19 protein-coding genes and 1 tRNA gene are annotated in these 18,834 nt (G+C 61.1%); 8 read left to right on the top strand and 12 right to left on the bottom strand.

The features are described 5' to 3' along the window. Positions 1 to 85: 85 nt before the first annotated feature. The 4 genes from ACTOZL_RS00195 to ACTOZL_RS00180 are packed head-to-tail and all read left to right on the top strand — an operon-like array spanning position 86 to position 3,986. Positions 86 to 811, top strand: a complete 726-nt coding sequence (locus tag ACTOZL_RS00195) for a LytR/AlgR family response regulator transcription factor (RefSeq protein ID WP_482476011.1) — start codon at positions 86 to 88, stop codon at positions 809 to 811. Next, positions 808 to 2,187 (top strand): sensor histidine kinase, encoded by a 1,380-nt coding sequence (locus tag ACTOZL_RS00190; protein ID WP_482476010.1) that lies wholly within the window; start codon positions 808 to 810, stop codon positions 2,185 to 2,187. The genes ACTOZL_RS00195 and ACTOZL_RS00190 overlap by 4 nt, the downstream gene beginning before the upstream one ends. Then, positions 2,184 to 2,957 (top strand): DUF6033 family protein, encoded by a 774-nt coding sequence (locus ACTOZL_RS00185; protein ID WP_482476008.1) that lies wholly within the window; start codon positions 2,184 to 2,186, stop codon positions 2,955 to 2,957. The genes ACTOZL_RS00190 and ACTOZL_RS00185 overlap by 4 nt, the downstream gene beginning before the upstream one ends. A 21-nt stretch (positions 2,958 to 2,978) precedes the next feature. Next, positions 2,979 to 3,986, top strand: coding sequence for a hypothetical protein (locus tag ACTOZL_RS00180; RefSeq protein ID WP_482476006.1), 1,008 nt, complete (start codon positions 2,979 to 2,981; stop codon positions 3,984 to 3,986). Positions 3,987 to 4,165: 179 nt separating this feature from the next. Here ACTOZL_RS00180 and ACTOZL_RS00175 read toward each other — a convergent pair. After that, positions 4,166 to 4,241 (bottom strand) — tRNA-Pro (locus ACTOZL_RS00175). Positions 4,242 to 4,382: 141 nt separating this feature from the next. Between ACTOZL_RS00175 and ACTOZL_RS00170 the strand changes: the two genes are divergently transcribed. Continuing rightward, complete coding sequence (locus ACTOZL_RS00170) at positions 4,383 to 4,760, top strand: hypothetical protein (protein WP_482476005.1); 378 nt, start codon at positions 4,383 to 4,385, stop codon at positions 4,758 to 4,760. Then, a complete protein-coding gene (locus tag ACTOZL_RS00165) occupies positions 4,744 to 5,307 on the top strand; it encodes a site-2 protease family protein (protein WP_482476004.1) in 564 nt (187 codons plus the stop codon). Before ACTOZL_RS00170 ends, ACTOZL_RS00165 begins: the two co-directional genes overlap by 17 nt. Before the next feature lie 21 nt (positions 5,308 to 5,328). On the opposite strand, the gene ACTOZL_RS00160 is transcribed toward ACTOZL_RS00165, so the two are convergent. Together ACTOZL_RS00160 and ACTOZL_RS00155 are read right to left on the bottom strand one after the other, a co-directional pair. Next, positions 5,329 to 5,820: a GNAT family N-acetyltransferase gene (locus ACTOZL_RS00160; RefSeq protein ID WP_482476003.1), complete on the bottom strand. Its 492-nt coding sequence runs from the start codon at positions 5,818 to 5,820 to the stop codon at positions 5,329 to 5,331. Between the two features lie 161 nt (positions 5,821 to 5,981). Further along, positions 5,982 to 6,800, bottom strand: coding sequence for a PHP domain-containing protein (locus ACTOZL_RS00155; RefSeq protein WP_482476002.1), 819 nt, complete (start codon positions 6,798 to 6,800; stop codon positions 5,982 to 5,984). A gap of 186 nt (positions 6,801 to 6,986) precedes the next feature. Here ACTOZL_RS00155 and ACTOZL_RS00150 point away from each other — a divergent pair, with 186 nt between their 5' ends. Further along, the gene (locus tag ACTOZL_RS00150) at positions 6,987 to 7,472 is read left to right on the top strand and encodes an RNA polymerase sigma factor (protein WP_482476001.1); all 486 of its coding nucleotides are present in this window, start codon (positions 6,987 to 6,989) and stop codon (positions 7,470 to 7,472) included. Then, a complete protein-coding gene (locus ACTOZL_RS00145) occupies positions 7,469 to 8,329 on the top strand; it encodes a hypothetical protein (protein WP_482476000.1) in 861 nt (286 codons plus the stop codon). The genes ACTOZL_RS00150 and ACTOZL_RS00145 overlap by 4 nt, the downstream gene beginning before the upstream one ends. Before the next feature lie 156 nt (positions 8,330 to 8,485). Here the strand turns inward: ACTOZL_RS00145 and sigE are convergent, their stop codons facing one another. The 9 genes from sigE to ACTOZL_RS00100 form a co-directional block, all read right to left on the bottom strand. Continuing rightward, on the bottom strand, positions 8,486 to 9,217 hold the full coding sequence (sigE, locus tag ACTOZL_RS00140) for an RNA polymerase sporulation sigma factor SigE (RefSeq protein ID WP_482475998.1): 732 nt from the start codon (positions 9,215 to 9,217) through the stop codon (positions 8,486 to 8,488). Between the two features lie 30 nt (positions 9,218 to 9,247). Beyond that, complete coding sequence (locus ACTOZL_RS00135) at positions 9,248 to 10,105, bottom strand: sigma-E processing peptidase SpoIIGA (protein WP_482475997.1); 858 nt, start codon at positions 10,103 to 10,105, stop codon at positions 9,248 to 9,250. Positions 10,106 to 10,298: 193 nt separating this feature from the next. Continuing rightward, positions 10,299 to 11,417, bottom strand: coding sequence for a cell division protein FtsZ (gene ftsZ, locus ACTOZL_RS00130; RefSeq protein WP_482475996.1), 1,119 nt, complete (start codon positions 11,415 to 11,417; stop codon positions 10,299 to 10,301). Between the two features lie 157 nt (positions 11,418 to 11,574). After that, positions 11,575 to 12,342 carry a cell division protein FtsQ/DivIB gene (locus ACTOZL_RS00125; RefSeq protein ID WP_482475995.1) on the bottom strand — a complete coding sequence of 256 codons (768 nt, stop codon included), beginning with the start codon at positions 12,340 to 12,342 and terminating at the stop codon, positions 11,575 to 11,577. 151 nt (positions 12,343 to 12,493) lie between these two features. Next, a complete protein-coding gene (gene murA / locus ACTOZL_RS00120; RefSeq protein WP_482475994.1) occupies positions 12,494 to 13,759 on the bottom strand; it encodes a UDP-N-acetylglucosamine 1-carboxyvinyltransferase in 1,266 nt (421 codons plus the stop codon). A 67-nt stretch (positions 13,760 to 13,826) separates the two neighbouring features. Then, positions 13,827 to 14,939, bottom strand: coding sequence for a UDP-N-acetylglucosamine--N-acetylmuramyl-(pentapeptide) pyrophosphoryl-undecaprenol N-acetylglucosamine transferase (locus ACTOZL_RS00115; protein ID WP_482475993.1), 1,113 nt, complete (start codon positions 14,937 to 14,939; stop codon positions 13,827 to 13,829). Between the two features lie 25 nt (positions 14,940 to 14,964). Beyond that, positions 14,965 to 16,179: an FtsW/RodA/SpoVE family cell cycle protein gene (locus ACTOZL_RS00110; protein ID WP_482475992.1), complete on the bottom strand. Its 1,215-nt coding sequence runs from the start codon at positions 16,177 to 16,179 to the stop codon at positions 14,965 to 14,967. A gap of 61 nt (positions 16,180 to 16,240) precedes the next feature. After that, on the bottom strand, positions 16,241 to 17,266 hold the full coding sequence (gene mraY / locus ACTOZL_RS00105) for a phospho-N-acetylmuramoyl-pentapeptide-transferase (RefSeq protein WP_482475991.1): 1,026 nt from the start codon (positions 17,264 to 17,266) through the stop codon (positions 16,241 to 16,243). A gap of 93 nt (positions 17,267 to 17,359) precedes the next feature. After that, positions 17,360 to 18,808: a UDP-N-acetylmuramoyl-L-alanyl-D-glutamate--2,6-diaminopimelate ligase gene (locus tag ACTOZL_RS00100; RefSeq protein WP_482475990.1), complete on the bottom strand. Its 1,449-nt coding sequence runs from the start codon at positions 18,806 to 18,808 to the stop codon at positions 17,360 to 17,362. Positions 18,809 to 18,834 lie beyond the last annotated feature (26 nt).

Raw genomic sequence — 18,834 nt, 5'->3', positions numbered from 1 at the left:
GTTACGCTATCAAACCGTCCAGTCACGTCAACTGGGCTTACCCTGATAGCCATTTGAACGAATAAACAGGTAGAGGACTATCGCCATGATAAGAATAGCACTTTGTGATGATGAAGCCCCCACCCGCGCCTACCTTGCCTCCCTGATCCGGGCGCAGGGCTGCCCCTGTGAGGTGGTGGAGTACGCTTCTGCCGGGGACTGCCTCGCAGACCACCGGGGAATTGACCTGCTCTTTCTGGACATTGAGCTGAACGCCACCGGCCCGGACGGTATGGCGCTGGCCCGCCAGATCAGGGAGAGCAATGCTGCCGCCCAGCCGGTCATTATCTTTGTGACCGGCTATGAGCGGTATGTGTTCGACGCCTTTGACGTAGGCGCGTTCCAATACCTGCTGAAGCCAGTGGACGAGGAAAAGTTTGCCCAAGTCTTTGCCCGTGCCATAGAACAGATCAAAACAGGCCGTGTTCAGCCGCAGGTTTCCCATGCGCTCACACTTCAATCTGCTGGCACCAGCCGAACGGTACCGCTGGACAACATTTACTACATCGAAAGCAGCAATCATAAGGTTACGCTGCGTCTAAAAGACGGGGAATTTTCCTGTTACGCAAAAATCCGGGATTTGGAGGCGGATCTGGGCGATCAGTTCTTCCGTGTCCACAAGGGTTATCTTGTCAATCTCTCCTATGTGGACGGGTACAGCAAGACGGAGCTGACCCTGACCAACGGGGAGAAGCTGTTAATTTCCAAATACAAGTACCAGGACTTCGTGAGAGCCTACCTCCGCTTTGTGAAAAGGAGGGCTGGCCTATGAGTGAGGCAGGATTTCGGATCTTCAATCAGGTGTTTTCCCCTGGGGCGGAATTAACATACTCCGCCCTGCTCACCGCTTTTTTCCGGCCTTTCGTTCCGCAGGACAAAAGGCGGCACAGGCTGCTTCTTGTTTTTCTCGTCTACATTCTTTTTGAGATCGTCTGCAACTGGGCGGCGCTGCCCCAAGGCTCCTTTGGGCTGGTCCTGATGCTGTTGCTGCTGACGGTATCCAAGTGGATCGGCCTGGAAAAGTCATCCGTGTTCCTTCTGACGCTGCTCTATTTCAACGCCAGAATTTCCAGCGGTCTGATGGTACAAAGTCTGTATTTCATCGTGGAGCGGTCAGTCCCCTACCGCCTGGAACCGCCGGAGGCGGTCTTTCTCCGTGCCGCCCTGCTGGTTGTGCTGTTCCTGCTGTCCCATGCCTCCATGCTGGCCGTCATGCTCTATGCCCTCCAACGGCAAATGCGAAAGCGGAGCATGGCGCTCCACGGTTGGGAGCTGTGCTATCTCGCACTGGTGCCAACGGCGGGGATTCTGTTCGGACAAGTGATCGCCCGGTTGCTGGTGGAGTTCAAGGACGGCGTTTTGCTCCAGCTCTATGAGCGTCACCCCGCATTTCTGGCGGTGGTGCCGGTGCTGGCCCTGCTGTTCTACGCCGGGGCCTATCTGACCATCGCCTTTCAGCAGGGGATGGCCGCGCTCCGGGAGGAACAGGCCACCCACTACATGGAGTACCAGCAGGCACAGGCAATCCAGGCGCGTATCCATGAGGCGGAACAGTTCTATACCCGCATCCGTGGGCTGAAACACGAAATGCGGGGCCACCTGACCAACATCAGGGGGCTGGCGCGGAGCGGCGAATACGCCAGCCTGGAGGACTATATCTCCAAAATGGACGAGAGCATGAGCGGCTTTGAGCTGACGCTCCAAACGGGCAATCCGGTTACGGATGTGATCGTCAACGATGTACGGCGGCGGTGCCTTGACCTGGGCATCCGTTTCCAGGCGGAGTTCCATTACCCCGATCCGGGGGACTATGATGCCTTTGACGTGGGGATCATCCTGCAAAACCTGCTGCAAAATGCGGTGGAGGCTTGCGAGAATGTGGGAGAGGGTGAGCGGTTTATTGTGCTGGCTGGAAAGAGAAAAGGACGTTTCTTCCTGATAGAGGTCAAAAACTCTTTCGCGGGTGAGGTGGTATTTGGACAGGACGGCTTGCCTGTCACAACGAAAAAAGAGAATGCCTCCATGCACGGCATTGGCCTTGCCAACGTGCGCCGGGAGGCGGAGAAGTATATGGGAGAATTGGAGCTGAAAGCAATTCAGCAGGAATTTTCCACAACGGTTCTATTGCAGGAAAGGAGCAGTTTATGAGCGGCATGATTGATTGCAGATATTTGAACAGGATGTATAGCCCTCTGCCCGAAAACCGCACCGTTCGGAGTGCGGCGGCACGGACTTCCAGCTTTCTGGATATGGCTTCGAGGGCTAGCAGAGGTACGGCTGACGTGCTGGAAATCAGCAGCAGGCCGGAAGTCACCAACGAGAGTGAAACATCAAATGTTGATGCTTACCAAAAACATCTGGAAAACAAATACGGACAGGTTGCGGTTCAGAGCGTTGGAAAAGACCAAGCCAGCCTTCAAAAAGCGGGCGGTCGTATGAACGGCAGCAGCGTTGTGATTGCGCCCAACATTTTAGAGGATATGGCAAATGACCCGGAAAAGGCAGCGTATTACGAGCAGAAGATTGATGATTTTTTCAATGCTACTCCAAGATTGAACGCACAGTTCGCCGCCCAGGGCCTTAACTATGAGCCTTGCGGCGTGGTAATCCATGAGGATGGAAGTGTGACCTATATCGGTGGTTGTGGTGATTCCCCGGAGCGTGTGGCCGAGGTAAACAGGATCAACGCAGAAAAGGCAAAGAAAAAAGCAGAACAGCAGCGGCAGTATCAAGAGCAGGCTGCGGCGGCGGCAGCGGAACGCAGGGCGATGTGGGAGCGCACCGCACAGGCCGAAGCGCTTGAAAAGTCCTTTTCCAATATCGGTGATCTGCTGAAAACGCGGATGGTATCTGCCCCCACTGTCACGCCAGAGATTTCTTTACCGGCAGGAGCAAATATGTTTTTCCTCAATATGTAATGAAACAGGAAGGATGATACAATGAGCAATACGATTCAACCGGGTTACGGGACGCAAACATATAGCGTCCCCACAAAGTCCCGTGAGGCGAAGCAAACTGGGACGCAGGGCAGCAGCTTCATGGATATGGCGGCGCGGGCCAGCAGAAGCAGGGCCGACACGTTTACCACCGGCCTGGGCGGTCTGGCAGGCATGGCGGCGATGCCCACCAGCCTGATGATGGATTTGTCAGTTCACTCCGGCGGACAGGTGCAGGCCGGGGGAACAGAGGCGGTAGAGGCCCCCTCTCTGGAAACCATGCTGAAAGCCAAGTATCCCAACATCCACTACCACGTTTTTGACGCCAGCAGCGGTTATTGGAGAACCCGGAACGACTACCCTCATTACCTGTTGTACCAAGACGGGGACAAAGCAAAGGAAACGCTGGAAAATTGGCAACCCACCGGGGCCAATCCCTTCTACGGCTCCATAGACGGCAGGTTTACCGCGCCCAAGGAGATTCACGCCCTGGGCAACGTCCCGCCTGGGAGCAAAGCTGTGGTCATCCATCCCAAGGTGCAGGAGCGCATGGAGACAGACAGCGCCTACGCCCAGGAGATTTTTGCGAAAATCGACACATGGTTTGCCTTTGATGTGGCGCGGAACGAGGCCATCATGCCCGGTAGTACATGGGATATGTCCCAGGCCGTTGCCATCGGGGAGGACGGGAACATCTGTAACGCCTGTTCCTCCAGCGCGGGCGGGGAGATCACCTACTCCAAGAGCGGCTCTGACAATGAAGAAAGCTGGTGGGATTTGCGTATGGCCCGCCACACAGAGTTTATGAAGCTGGCGGCGGAGAAGCAGATTCAGCGGCACATCCAGGCTGACCAGCTGGCCGCGTCCGCTGCGGCAAGGTCCCAGCTTGCGGCCATGCTGAACAGCGGAAATCTGCGGGAGATTTTCGGCAGCGAGATTGCCGGTATTCCCACCGAAACCGTTCTAGCGATCACGCAGGCACAGGTTTGGGGCGGCGGAGCGATTCAATGATAGCTCCCTCTCTAAAGTCCCCCAAAATGCAAAAAGGCCCACCGCTGGCCTGGAAATTTATCCAGCCAACGGTGGGCCTTTTCTCAAAAGTGTTAGTAAAACGGCTATTTTCGGCGGTTTTGAGCAAAATTAAGGACGGTTATTCCGATACCCATTGTATCAGAATAACCGTCCTTAGCTGGTCCGAGTGGCGGGATTTGAACCCACGGCCTCTTGGTCCCGAACCAAGCGCGCTACCAACTGCGCTACACCCGGATGTTCCCAGAAGAGCAATGCTCCCCCAACAGACCTCCCTATTATACGTACTCCCCCGCTGAATGTCAAGCCATCCGGAGAATTTTTCGCATATTCCTCCCCCCGCTCCCATACACATAGCAACGGAAAGGAGGCGCTTCTATGGCAGCGGACAAGAAGAAACGAAAGAAAAGCAGCCTCACCCCCGGTGAGAAGCGGCGGCTGCGGCAGCTCATGGCCTGCCTGATCCTCTTTGGCATCGTGTTCCTGGGTCGGGGCGTCAACCTGGGGCCCGTCTCCCAGTTCTCTTCCAGAGTGGGGGCGTTGGTCCGGGCAGACACGGACTTCCAGGCGGTATTCTCCCAGGTAGGAGAGGCCTTCTCCCGGGGGGAACCGGCGGTGGAGACCTTCCGCTCCCTCTGGTCGGGGCTGATGGAGCCAGAGGCTCCCACCTCTGCGCCAGGAGAGGAGGCCCAGCCTGACAGCCCAGGGTCCGCCCCTCAGACGGCACCGGAGGTTCCAGATGCGCAAATTGCATAGTACCGGCGGGTTCTGGCTGGTCTTAGGGGCGCTGCTGCTGGCGGCGTCCCTTCGGCTTCTGTTCTGGTTCCTGGTGGCCAGCGTGGTCCATGAACTGGGCCATATCGCCATGGTCCGGGCCCTGGGGGGACGGGTAGGCTGCTTCTGCCTCACCGGCACGGGGGCCGTGATCCGCCCCAGTCGGGAGCGGTTATTCTCCTATTGGGAAGAATGCCTGGTGGCCCTGTCCGGCCCCATGGCCAGCTTCCTCCTAGCCATCCTGGCCGCAGCCTGGGGGAAACACTTTGGCAGCGGGGACGCCTACCTGCTCACCGGCCTCAGCCTGGCTCTGGGGCTGTTCAACCTCCTGCCCGCAGGGCCCCTGGATGGGGGGCGAACGGTACGGGCCATCCTCTCCTGGTTCACCGGGCCGAACCGCGGAGATCACCTCAGCCGTGTTTTGAGCAAGGTTGTCGCGGCAGGCTTGGCCTGGGCAGGGCTGTGGATGTTCTCCCAGGGTGGAAACTTCACCCTCCTCCTCTTTGCCCTGTGGCTGCTGCTGCGGTAAGCGCAGCGCGTCAGCCCTTGACTACAGCGTCCGGTAATAGGGGCAGATATTCACATACTCCCCGTCCTTCTGGCGGAACCCGCCAGGGATGGTGCCTAACTGTTGAAAGCCCAGCCGCTCGTACAGATGCCGGGCATGGGTATTGCTCTCCACCACTGCGTTGAATTGCAGGATACGGAACCCCAGCCTCCGGCCCTGTTCCAAGGAATCCAGCACCAGCTTCTCCCCAATGTGCAGCCCCCTGTGGGCAGCAGACACGGCATAGCTGGCATTGCAGATATGCCCGCAACGCCCCACGTTGTTGGGATGGATGATATACAGGCCAGCCACCTTTCCCGTGTCCAATTCCACAGCTACGCCGCTGTAGCTCTGGCCGGCAAAAAAGGCCCTGCCGCTCTCCAAATCCAAGCATTCCTCCTGGGGAAAGGCAATCCCTTCCTCCACCACCTGGTTCCATACCCCCACCATACCGGGTAGGTCTGCCGGGCCATACCTGCGAATCACAAGTTCCATCGTATCTCCTCCCCTGTCTCAAGTTTCCTTTTATTATACCACGCTGAGCCAGGGCTTCGCAAGCTTCTGGCAGCAGCAAAGTGCCGCCCCATCCGCACTGCGGCAAATGGGGCGGCTTTGCGTCATACTGTGGTATCTGCTCCGGCTTCTCCAAAACCAGCTCATCCCACCAGCCAGTCCAATTCCAGCTCCACGGCCCCCAGCTTCACCTCCGGCTTCACCTTCTCCCCGTGGAAGTCGCTGCCGCCAGTGAGGTGCAGGCCATGCTGCCGGGCCAGGCGGTGGTAAAATGCCTGCTGCTCCGGGCTGTATTTGGGATAATAGCCCTCGATGGCATCCAGGCCGTACCCTGCCAGCTCCGCCACCAAGGTTTCCAGCTCCCCGTCGGGCAGGCGCATCTGGTAGGGGTGGGCCAGGGAGGTCTTGCCGCCGGCTGCCTTGATGGCATCAATACAGCCCTTGGCGTCGGCCTTGAACCGGGGGACTTTGATCTGGTACTCCTTCGTATCCAGGAAGCGGTCAAAGGCCTCCCGGTTGCTGGCCACATAGCCCCGGCGCACCATGGCCCGGGCAAAGTGAGGCCGGGCGATGATGTCCCCCCCAGCCAGCTCCTCCACCTCCTCCAGGGTGAGCTCCATGCCCTTTTCCTTCAAATAGGCCAGGATACGGTATTTCCGGTCGTCCCGCCCATCCCGGAGCTTATCGCACAGTTCCTTGAGCCCGGGGGCTTCTGCCCCAAACCCATAGCCTAGGATATGGAAGTTGTGGTGCTCCTTGGCACTGAGCTCCACCCCCCGGAGCACCCGCAGGCCCACAGCCTCCCCGGCTTGGACGGCTTCCTCTAGGCCGTCCAGGGTGTCGTGGTCCGTGAGGGCCAGGAGCTGCAGCCCCTTGTCCTTGGCAAGGCCCACCAGTTGGGTGGGGGTGTACTGCCCGTCAGAGGCAGTGGAGTGGGTATGTAAATCAGCGGTGAAAATCATCTGGCATCCTGCTTTCTTTTTTCGTAATATAGTAATGTCGAGCTTGTCAGCGTTCTATTGAGGCAGTGGGATACTGCGTATCCAGTCTACCCGATTCCCCCCAGGCTGTCAATCTCCTAAAAAATCCGCCCAGGTTGAAAAAAATAGGCCTCCTCAATCGTGTTATTGGTGAAAGGAGTTGAGGGCATGTATTCGATTGGTACCGAAGAATACATCCGCCGGGTGGTGGAGGACTACAGCCCCATGCTGCTGCGCCTGGCCATGACACGGTCTCTTTCCACCGCAGATGCCGAGGACGCAGTCCAAGAGGTATTCCTCCGCCTGCTGACGCAACTGCCCCGTTTCCGGGACGGGGAACATGAACGGGCCTGGCTCATCCGAACCACCATCCACCGGGCCAGTGACCTCCGCAAGGCCGCCTCCAACCGCACCCTGCCCTTGGAGGAGGCCGACGTGGTGGCCATGCCAGAGGAGGCGGAGAGCTCCCCCATCCTTTCCGCTGTACAAGCCCTGCCGGAGAAGTACAGCACGGTGATCCACCTGTACTACTACGAGGGCTACACCATCAAGGAAATTGCCAAGCTGCTCGGCCTGCCCACCCCCACCGTGGGCACCCGCCTCTCCCGTGGCCGGGAGAAATTGCGCAAGCTGCTAGAGGAGGAAATTTTATGAACCGTGACGACTATCGCGCCGCCTTTGACGGCATCCAGTTCCGCAAAAGCTTTCAGCGGGACACGGTGAACCGACTCTTGCGTGAGGCCGAGGGGCAGCACGAAAAGGAGCGTTCTTGTATGAAAACCAGTTTGAAAAAGACATCCCTGCTTGTGGCCATCCTGGTCCTGGCCCTGGCGGTCACCGCCGCCGCCGCCGTGATCCTGCTCCGCCCTTCTCAGGTGGCGGAAGCGGTGGGCAACGATGCCCTTGCCGCCGCCTTTGACAGTGACGGCGCCATCCTCTTGAACCAGACCAAGGAATCTGGAACCTACCGCTTCACCCTCTCCGGCATGGTCAGCGGCGCTGGCTTATCCGGGCTATGTGACGAGGCCGATGTAACCCACAGCTATGTGGTGGCCGCCGTGGCCCGCACCGACGGCAAGGCCATGACCCAGGAGGAGGGCTTCGCCCTCACCATCACTCCCTTGGTGGCTGGTCAGGCCCCCTGGGAGGTCAACGCCTGGACCCTGGGTGGCAGCTATAGCAGCTTCATCCAGGAGGGTGTGTGCTACTACATCTATGAGTACGACTGCCTGGAAATGTTCGCCGGCAGCACCGTCTATCTGGCCGCCTATGAGGGCTTCTCCCCCGGCACAGATATGTTCCAAGTGAGCCAGGACGGGAGTATCGCCTTCCAGGACAGCTTCACCGCCCCCCACGCCCTCTTCACCCTGCCCCTGGACACCGCCAAGGCCGACCCCGCCGCCGTGTCCGCTTTCTTAGACAGCCTCCACCAGCCCAGCCCCGAAGTGCCCGACGATGTATCCGCAGACGGAAACGTCCCCAACGCCGGTGAACCCATTGAGCTGCACTGAGCCCGCCAGAACATCAGACAACCAGTCATTTCATTCCCTCCTGCCGATACAAAAGACCTGGTTCTCCCTTTTATGGGGAACCAGGTCTTTTCCTATTTTCCATATTGGAGGAGCCCACAAGCTGGCGTCCTCCCCCCGGCGCCCCACAGTATCCCCTCATGGCACCTCTGTCACCTTCAAAATCTCCCGCTTCAGCCGGGAGATGATTCGCTTTTCCAGCCGGGAGATATAGGATTGGGAGATGCCCATGCGGTCAGCCACCTCCTTCTGGGTGTGCTCCCGGCGGCCCCCCAGGCCAAAGCGCAGGACGATGATCTCCCGCTCCCGGTCGCTGAGCTTCTCCAAGGCGTCGGCCAGGAGCTGGCAGTCGGCGTCCTCCTCGATGGGCTTTTGCACCAAGTCGCTCTCCGTGCCCAGGATGTCCGACAAGAGCAGCTCGTTGCCGTTCCAATCGGTGCTCAGGGGTTCGTCAAAGGGGACCTCGCTTTTCTGGCTGGCGGTTTTGCGCAGGTGCATGAGAATCTCATTCTCAATGCAGCGGGAGGCGTAAGTGGCCAGTTTGATGTTCTTGTCGGGCTTATAGGTCCGCACCGCCTTGATGAGGCCGATGGTCCCGATGGAGATCAAGTCCTCAATGTTAATGCCGGTGTTTTCAAAGCGCCGGGCAATGTAGACCACCAGGCGCAAATTGTGCTCAATGAGCACCGAAGCCGCCCCTTCGTCCCCCTGGGCCAGGGCGGCGATGTATTCCCCCTCCTCCTGGCGGCTCAGGGGGGCAGGGAGTACGTCGCTGCCCCCGATGTACATGATCTTGCCAGGCAGGCCCAGCCCCCAGCGGGCCAAGCGCAGCCGCAGCCGCCAATAGAACCGTCTCCACCGTGCTTTCATGATCCATTCCTCCCTGATCCTTGTGTTTTCCTACCCCTCCCGGCCCCCGATGAGGGCACAGTAGCGTCCCCCGTCGGAGAGGGGCGTGGGGGACAGGGCCGTAAGGCAGTTGCTGTGGGTCTGCTCCCCATACTCCGCCCGGTCCATCCGCAGGGCCAGGAGCAGACCGCAGTCCACCCCCACCGCACGGTAGGGCAAGAGCTGGAAGCGCAGGCCCGAACCTTCCAGCTCCCCCAACAGCTCCACCGGATGGGCCAGGCCCTGCCTGTCCAGCTCCGGGAGCTCCGGGAGCAAGTCCCGGGCCTTCTCCCCCTCTATGACCACCACAGGGCGGCCGGTGAGGGGGTCTTGGAGGGTATTCCCTGTGTCCCGCAGGGCCAGGACGGTGACGGAGTTCTCCCCCCGCACCAACGTGAGCTCTTGGACCTCCCCGGCGGCCCGGCTGTGGGTAAACTGCCCTTGCAGCAGCAGGGACAGGCAGCCATAGCTCAGCGCCGCAGCGATGAGGATGCCCCGCATCCCCAGGCCGGGGCCCAGCAAGCCCAACTCCTGGGCCGGGCCCCCCTGGACCATAGACAGCAGCAGCAGGCCGCCCCCAAAGGCACAGGAGAGGGTCAGGAACAGCCCTCCAATCCGCAGCAAGCGCTCCCGCCACCCAAAGGCCAGCAGCAGCATCCCCACCGCCGCACTGGCCTTGCACACAGGGTGTTCCAGGAACGCGGCGGCAGGAAACAGGCTCACCGCCCCATACACCGCCCCAAAGGCCGCCCCCAGGGCACAGCGTACCCGGCGGCGTGGAGCGCCGTCTAGGCGTCCAGCGCAGGCCAGGAGAAGGTAGTTCACTACGAAGTTCAGCAGCAGAAAGGAATCCAAATAAACCACCGTCATGGCCCTTCCCCTCCTCTCCTGTTCAGCCCCTGTATTATACAGCCTGTCTCCTTCAAAAAAGGTCAGATTAGAGTTTTCACCCATATAAATCCCCTGTGTAAGGCCTCCCCCCTTTACACCCACAAAAAACGACAAAAACCCCTGCCTCCCGAACTTGTCGGAAAGCAGGGGCAAAAGACCTATGTTCGATGGATCAGCGGTCCCGGTTGAAAATCTTGAAGATCTCCTTGTAGGGGTCGTCCTCCTCCGCGCTGTTGTCCACGATCTCAGCCGCGCGGCTGGATACGCCGCCTCTGCCGCTCTGGGACAGGCCACTGTTGGCGGAAACGGTAGGCGTGCTCTTGGCATTCATGATTTTTTCGTCGAAGCCGGTGGCAATGACAGTAACCACGATGGCATCCTCCAAGGTCTCGTCGAAGGTGGCGCCGAAGATGATGAGGGCGTTGGGGTCGGCAGCCTCCTGGACCAGGTTGGCGGCCATTTCCACTTCTTCCAGGCCCACATCGGTGGAACCGGTGACGTTCACCAGCACGCCGCGGGCGCCGTTGATGGAGGTCTCCAACAGGGGGCTGGAAACAGCTTTCCGGGCAGCCTCCTCGGCCTTGTTCTTGCCGCTGGCCCGGCCTACGCCCATGTGGGCCATGCCGGCATCCTTCATGACGGCGGACACGTCGGCAAAGTCCAGGTTGATGAAGCCGGTGTTCTTAATCAGGTCCGAGATGGACTGCACCGCCTGGCGCAGCACATCGTCCGCCACTTCAAAGGCGTTGGACAGGGTGATTTTCTGCTCGGTGACAAACTTCAGCCGGTCGTTGGGGATGATGACCAGGGAGTCCACCCTAGAGCGCAGGTTTTCGATGCCGATCTCTGCCTGCTGCATCCGGCGGCGGCCCTCAAAGGAGAAGGGCTTGGTCACCACACCAACGGTGAGGATATCCATCTCCTTGGCCAGGTCTGCCAAAATGGGGGCTGCGCCGGTGCCGGTGCCGCCGCCCATACCGGCGGTGATGAAGAGCATGTCCGTGCCTTCCAAAACCTTGGAGATGGAGGTGCGGCTCTCCTCAGCGGACTGCCGGCCGATTTCTGGGTTGGACCCAGCGCCCTGACCCTCGGTGAGCTTTTCGCCGATCTGAATCTTCTCGTTGGCGCTGGAAACTGCCAGGGCCTGCTTATCCGTATTGACTGCGATGAATTCCACGCCTCGTGCACCGGACTCCACCATGCGGTTGACGACGTTCCCGCCGCCACCACCGACACCGATCACTTTAATATTAACAACGGACTCTACTCCGGTATCTAATCCAAACGCCATGATAGATCCTCCTAAGTGTATATTTCTCTGCAATGCATATAGCTTCGATATTCCCTTTTATTGTAGCCCCGTTTTTCCGACAGGTCAATAGAAAAGTTTGAATTATTCCCCATCTTTTTGAAAAAAATTGGGCTTTTCCCCCTTCCTCGCCCTGAGCTCAGCCGCCGGGGGAGTAATAGGCGTCCGTGGTTTTCAGGTTTACCGTCCCTGTTCGCTGGTCTCCCAGCAGGTCGGCGATCTGTCGAAAAATGACCATTTTCCGGGAAAAGTCCGCGTTGATGAGCATGGTCGCCCGCAGGCGGCCGTCATAAAGCATGGTGATCTCCGTGGGGGACGAGGCGTCGATCTCCGTGACCTTGGTGGTAAGGCCCTGGGCCTCCAAGGCCTGCATCAGCCCAGTCAGAGCCTGGAATTGGCCCTCGTATCCCTGAAGCACCTGCATGGTGGCGCTCTGCTGGGGGGCAATGGCCTCTAGCCCAACGATCTTGGCCACACCGGCGGTGTTTTCGTCGTTGGCCTGTTCCAGCAGCCGCCCCTTGCCGTCGATGAGCCAAAATACCCCTTCCTCGCTCTCCCCCTGGGCCACCACCCCGCCCGGCTGGGATTCCTTTACCGTCAGGCGCAGGGTGGTGGGCAGGTGCTTATGGATTTCCACGCTATCCACATAGGGCAGGCTCTCCCGTATCCTGGATTCCAGCTGCTCCCGGGCCGTCAGGGTCAGGTTGCTCCCCCGCTCCACACTGGCCACCGAGAGGATTTCCTCCTGGGTGTAGCGCTGGTTGCCCTCCACCACCACCTCTTCCACCCGGAAAAAGACGGTGCAGGCCAGCACCATGCACACCCCGGTGAGCAGCGCCGCCAGGATGGCAAAGAGGATACTCACCCTCCGCTTGCGATATTGGGTTTTCTTTTGTTCCTTGGCCATACCAGTGTCCCCTATCCTCAAGGCACTGGAAAAGGACCCTCGGTCCTTTTCCAGTGTGCGGCATGCTTCGCCGCAAGGCCGCAAAGCGGCCTGCCTTGTCGCATCGTCAAACCACACGTACACAGGCTTTGCCTGACAACTGAACACAAGCTCAGTTGTTTTGACAGTATGTCGTGCGCCGTATCCTCCCCCCCAGGCACCCCAGGGCATGTTCTAAGCGTTCATAACCCCGGTCGATGTGCTCTAGGCCATAGACCCGGCTACAGCCCTGGGCCCCCAGGGCCGCGATGGCCAGGGCCGCGCCGCCCCGCAGGTCGGTGGCTTTCACCGCTGCCCCGTGGAGCGGTGCCCCGGAGAAGTGGGCGGTGTCGCCCTCCACCCGGATGTGGGCCCCCATGCGGCATAACTGCTGGGTGTAGCGGAAACGGCGGTCGAAAATGGTCTCGGTGATGGCGCTCTCCCCCTGGGCTTTCGCCAAAACGGCCGCCAACAGGGGCTGGGCGTCAGTGGGAAAGCCGGGATAGGGCGCGGTGACCACGGAGCCGATGCCCCGCAGCGCCCCCCGGCGGCGCACCGCCAGCCCCCGCTCCGTCTCCCAAATTTGACAGCCGGCGGCGGTGAGGGCTTGGAGCACCGGGGCCACTGCCCCGCCCTGGGCGGCCAGCAGCTCCCCCTCCCCTCCGGCGGCGGCCACCGCACACAGGTAGGTGGCGGTGACGATGCGGTCGGGCATGACGCTGTGCTCCCCCGGATGCAGAGGGGCACCGCCGTAGACCACAATGCGCTCTGTGCCGCCGCCACTGATCTGGGCCCCACAGGCTTGGAGGAAGTTTTGCAAATCCACAATCTCCAACTCCTGGGCGGCGTTGCAGATCTCCGTGACCCCCTGGGCCCCACAGGCCGCCAGCATGGCATTCTCTGTGGCCCCTACACTGGGGAAGGGCAGGACAATCCGGTTTCCCCGTAGCCGGGGGCAGCGGCAGCTGAGGCGGCCCCCCCGGTCCAGCACCTGCGCCCCCAGCAGCCGCAGGGCCCGGAGGTGCAGGTCAATGGGGCGCTCCCCCAGGGCACAGCCCCCGGGCCAGCAGGCCATGGCCTCGCCGCTGCTGGCCAGCAGGGAGCCCAAAAAGAGGACAGAGGCCCGCATCTGCCCCATCAAGTGGTCGGGCACGGCGCAGCCCCGGCGGTGGAGGGTGTTCACCACCACGGTGCTGCCCTCCCGCCGGACCTGGCAGCCCAGGCAGGACAGAATGGCCAGGGCCGCGGTAATGTCAGTTAAGTTCGGACAGTTATGTAAGACGTGCTCCCCCGGGGCCAGCAGCGTGGCCGCCAGAATAGGCAGGGCGCTGTTCTTCGCCCCGTGGACGGCGACGCAGCCCTCTAGGGGAACGCCTCCCTGCACTGCAAAATATTCCATGGTGTTTCTCCCCCGATCCTGGTCTGTGTGTGCTCAGGCCATCCTATGCCAGGGGAGGGGAATGGGTTCAGGATTTCCGCAAAAGGGAGGTGAGGGTGTCGTAAATCTTCTCTGCCGCGTCGGGCACGCCCATGGAGGACATTGCCCGGGACATATCCTGTAAGCGTTGGGAGTCGGCCAATAGCTGCGTTGCGGTCTGATAGAGGCCTGCCCCGCTGCACACCGGTTCCAGCAGCACCACCGCCCCGCCCTGCTGGGCCAGGACATTGGCGTTGCGCTCCTGGTGGTGGTTGGTGACATTGGGGGAGGGGACGATCACCGCGGGCTTGCCGATGGCGGTGAGCTCTGACAAGGTGGACGCGCCCCCCCGGCACAGCACCAGGTCCGCCGCCGCCATCACCGTGGGCATGTCGTAGATGTACTCCCGGAGTTGGAGCTCCGGGGGCAGGGTAGTGTCCTGAAGGGCCACCTCCATCTGGGCAAAGTCCCGTCCAGCCCCGTGAATGTGGTGGAACGCCGGAGGCTGCTGGGCAGCCAGGCGGAAAAAGTCCACCATATACCGGTTCATCACCTCCGCCCCCAAGCTCCCCCAATAGGACAGGAGCAGAGGACGGTCGTCCTGGATACCCAGGGCTTCCCGGGCCTCCTTGCGGGTCTGGAAAAATCCTCCCCGCACCGGGGTGCCGGTAACCACCACTTTATCCTTGTCCTTATAGTGGGCCCGGGACTCCTCATAGCCCACCATCACCCGGCCGGCGATTTTTGCCAACTGCTGGGTGGTGAGCCCGGGCACGGCGTTGGACTCATGGACCGCCGTAGGGATGCCCCGCTTGGCGGCGGCGTGAACCACCGGGTAAGAGGCATAGCCCCCGGTGCCCACCACCAGCTCCGGCTGGAAGCGGTCCAGGATGTCCGCCGCCTCCCGCCGGGACAGGTGCAGGTTGCGCAGGGTCCCCAGGTTGTGCTTCAGCCCCGCGGGGCTGAAGCTGCGCCAAAAGGAGCTGATGGTCACCGTTTCCAGAGGGAAGCCCTCCTTCGGCACCAGCCGCTCCTCCATGCCGCCTTTGGCCCCCACAAAAAGGACCTGGCAATTTTCCTGGCGTTCCTGAAACATGCGGGCCAAGGCCACGGCGGGGTTGATATGCCCCGCCGTGCCGCCGCAGGTGAAGAGAACTCGCATCGTTACTCCTTCCCATAGCCTGGGGCTATGTCACGGGATTTTGTCGGGATATGGCCAACACCAGTCCCATTTCCGCCAGCTGGATCACCAGGGCGGTGCCCCCGGCGCTGAAAAAGGGCATGGAGATGCCCGTCACCGGGAAGAGGTTGGTCACCACCGCCACGTTGGCGAATACCTGGAAAGCAAAGAGGGTCATGATGCCCACGATCATCAGGGAGCCGAAGCGGTCCTTGGCGTGGAGGGCCAGCCAGTAGCCCCGGATAATCAGCAGAGCGAAGAGGAACAGGATCAGGCCTGCCCCCACCAGCCCCAGTTCCTCGCAGACGATGGCGAAAATGAAGTCGTTTTGGGGTTCCGGCAGGTAGAGGAATTTTTGCCGCCCCTGTCCCAGCCCCACCCCAAAGAGGCCCCCGGAACCGATGGCCAGCAGGGACTGTAGGGGTTGCAGGCCCTTCCCCTGGGGGTCACTGGCGGGGTCTCGCCAGACGGTGAGCCGGGAGGTCATGTAGTCCGTCCCCAGGATAATCACCGTCAGCGCGCCGCCCACCAGGGCTCCCCCAGCGGCAAACCAACCCACACCGATGCCCCCAGCAAAGAGGATAGCCGCCGCGATCACCACCATCTGGATGGTAGCGGACATGTGGGGTTCCAGGTACAGCAGGCCCACCATGATGGCGATCACCAGCCCGTAGGGGATCAGCTCAAAGAAGCCGATGCGCTCTAGGAAGTTGCCAAAGCGCCCCAGGGGGCTGCGGCGGTTGAACTCCAAAGGGGTGCGCTCGTCGCGCTTGGCCAAACGGGAGGAGAAGTAGATAATCAAGGCGATCTTCCCCACCTCTGAGGGCTGCCACTGCACCGGGTATTTCAGCCAGCGGGTGGCGCCGCCGGAGGTATATCCCAACCCCGGCACCTTCACCGCCAGCATCAGCACACAGGCCAGCAGAAAAATGGGGATAGCCAGTCCCGCCAGGCCACTGTAGTTCAGGCGGGAGACCAGGTACAGCACGCAAAAGCCCAGCACAGCATAAATCGCCTGCCGGGTGAAGTAGTGGAACGGGTCATGGCCGGTACGGTTCTGCACGTCATACCACGCCGTGGGGTAGGAGGCAGAGAGCAGCATGATTAGGCCGATGATAACCAGCAAAATGGTCAACAGCAGGAAGGGGGTATCCACCTGCCCCCGGCTCTGGTTCCTGGGCTTGAGCCTGCGCCGCTGTTTGGTTTTCGTTGGACTTGCCACAAGCATCCCTCCCGGATGGATAACGGCTCCGGCCTCATGGCATCCCCGCGTCCCCCAGGGCTCACAGGGCGGAGAACCGCCCCATGACGCCGAAATAGGCCAGGACACAGAAGACCAGCGTGATGCCGGCAAAGGTGAACACTAACTTCTTCTCGCTCCAACCGCCCAGCTCCAAATGGTGGTGCAGGGGGGCCATGCGGAAGATCCGTTTGCCGTGGGTGGCCTTGAAGTAAACGATCTGGATGATATCCGACAAGGTCTCCGCGATATAGATGATCCCCACAGGGATCAAAATCAGGGGCATATCCAGGGCGAAGGCCATGCCGCACACTGCCCCCCCCAGGAAGAGGGAGCCAGTGTCCCCCATAAAGACCTTAGCCGGGTGGAAATTATGCACCAGGAAGCCCATCAGGGCCCCGCACAGGGCTGCGGCGAAGAGGGTCATGCCCATGCTCTCCTGCCGCTGCCAGTGGAGGTAGGCATAGCCAAAGGAGCAGGCAAAGAAGGCGCACACCGGCAGGGTCACCCCCGCCGCCAGGCCGTCGATGCCATCGGTGATATTCACGGCGTTGACCGACCCGGTGATCACCAGGGCGGCGAAGATCAGGTACACCACCCAGGGCAGCCGCAGCTCCACCCCCAGGAAGGGGACGTACAGGTTGGGGGACAGAATCCCCATAGAGCGCAGCAGGGCCAGGAAGCACAGGGCCGCCGCCAGTTGCAGCAGGAACTTCTGGCTGGCAGACAGGCCGGTGTTCTCCTTCTTCTTCACCTTGGCGTAGTCATCCAAAAAGCCGATGACGCCGAACACCCCGGCAAAGAGGAACACCACCACGGCCGTCAGCTCCCCCGCCATGATATCCTGTATGTCCAGCACCAGGACCACAATGGCAGTGGCGGCGATGAACATGATCCCACCCATGGTGGGGGTCCCCTGCTTCGCCATGTGCCAGGTGGGGCCGTCCTCCTTGATGGATTGGCCGGCTTTTAGCCGGCGCAGGGCTGGGATCAGGCTCTTCCCCAGCAGGGCACTGATGATAAATCCCGCCACAAGGGCGACGATACTTCTTCCGACAATGGACTCCATGGCCCGCACCTCCGCGTTTTTCAACGTCTGTTCTCTCTCGTTTTCCCGCGGCCCCATGGTTTCCATGGAGCCACCGGAGTTGACAAACATTGATTATATCTCATCTTGCCGGAAAAAGGAAGCAATTTCTTCGCGTTCGTCCAAATGAATTTTTTCTGTCCCAATCTCTTGGTAGGTCTCGTGGCCTTTCCCCGACAGAAGGAGCACATCCCCCGCCCGGCCCATGGCCAAAAGCTCCCGGATGGCCGCCCGGCGGTCTGCCTGGCGGCGGTAGGCGGTGAAGCCCGGGGGGAAACCCGCCTCCACCTCATCCAAGATGGCCTCCGGGTCCTCGGTGCGGGGATTGTCGGAGGTGAGGAGGAGGAAGTCCGCCAGCTCCGCGGCGATCTCCCCCATGATGGGGCGCTTGCTCCGGTCCCGGTCCCCGCCGCAGCCGAACAGGCACAGGAGGCGGCAGGCGGTGCCCCCCCTTGCGGTGGTGAGGACCTTCTCCAAGGCGTCGGGGGTATGGGCGTAGTCGATGAGCACGGTATAGGGCGCGGGGACCGGGACCACCTCCACCCGGCCCTTCACCCCCTGGCTCCCCGCCAGGGCCTTGGCGATGGCGGGGATGGGGATGCCCAGCTCCCGGCAGCAGGCAATGACCCCCAGGGCGTTGTATACGCTAAAGGCCCCAGGGATGGGCAGGGCCACCGGGAATAGCCCCTCTGGGGCCAGAACCTGGAACTCCACCCGGTCCGGGAAGAGGTGGACAGAACGGGCCAGCAGTTCCCCTTCGCTCCGGTTCTCCCCAAAGCTGTGGCGCTGGCAGGGGGCAGTCCGGGCGAAGAAGCGGCCGGCGGGGTCGTCGATGTTGAAAAAGCCCACCTCGCACTGCTGGAACAGCAGGCCCTTGGCCTCCCGGTAGTCCTCCATGGTACCGTGGAAATCCAGGTGGTCCCGGGTAAGGTTGGTGAAAATCCCCCCCTTGAAGTGGAGCCCCGCCGTGCGGCGCAGGGCCAGGGCGTGGGAGGAGACCTCCATCACCACATGGGTGCAGCCAGCCCGGAGCATCCGGGCCAGGAGGCATTGGAGGGGATAGGGGTCCGGGGTGGTGCGCTGGGCGGGGAGGCTCTCCGCCCCAATCAGGTTTTGGTTGGTGCCGATGAGCCCCACCTTGGCGTGGATGGCCTGTTCCAGCACTTCCTTCAACAGGTACGTAGTGGTGGTCTTTCCGTTGGTGCCGGTGACCCCCAGGAGGGTCATTCGCCCCCCGGGGTCCCCGAACCAGTTGCGGCAGAGGAGGCCGTAGGCCTCCCGGGGGTCCTCCGCCAGCAGCCATGGCCCCCCGGGGAAGGGGGGCTGGGCGCACACCACAGCCGCCGCCCCCTTCTCCAACGCCTCTTGGATGTAATCGTTCCCATCTGCCTGGACGCCCTTCAGGGCCACGAAAAGGCCGCCGGGGGCCAGGGTACGGGTATCACAGGTGAGTGAAGTGATTTCAACGTCCTGACCGACTTGGTCTGTCAGGGCTATGCCCCGGCGTAACCGGGATAACTTCAAACGAGAACACCTCCCATGATCGTCTC

The sequence above is a fragment of the Evtepia sp. genome, assembly GCF_056797215.1.
This window is presented reverse-complemented; position numbering and strand designations above follow the sequence as displayed.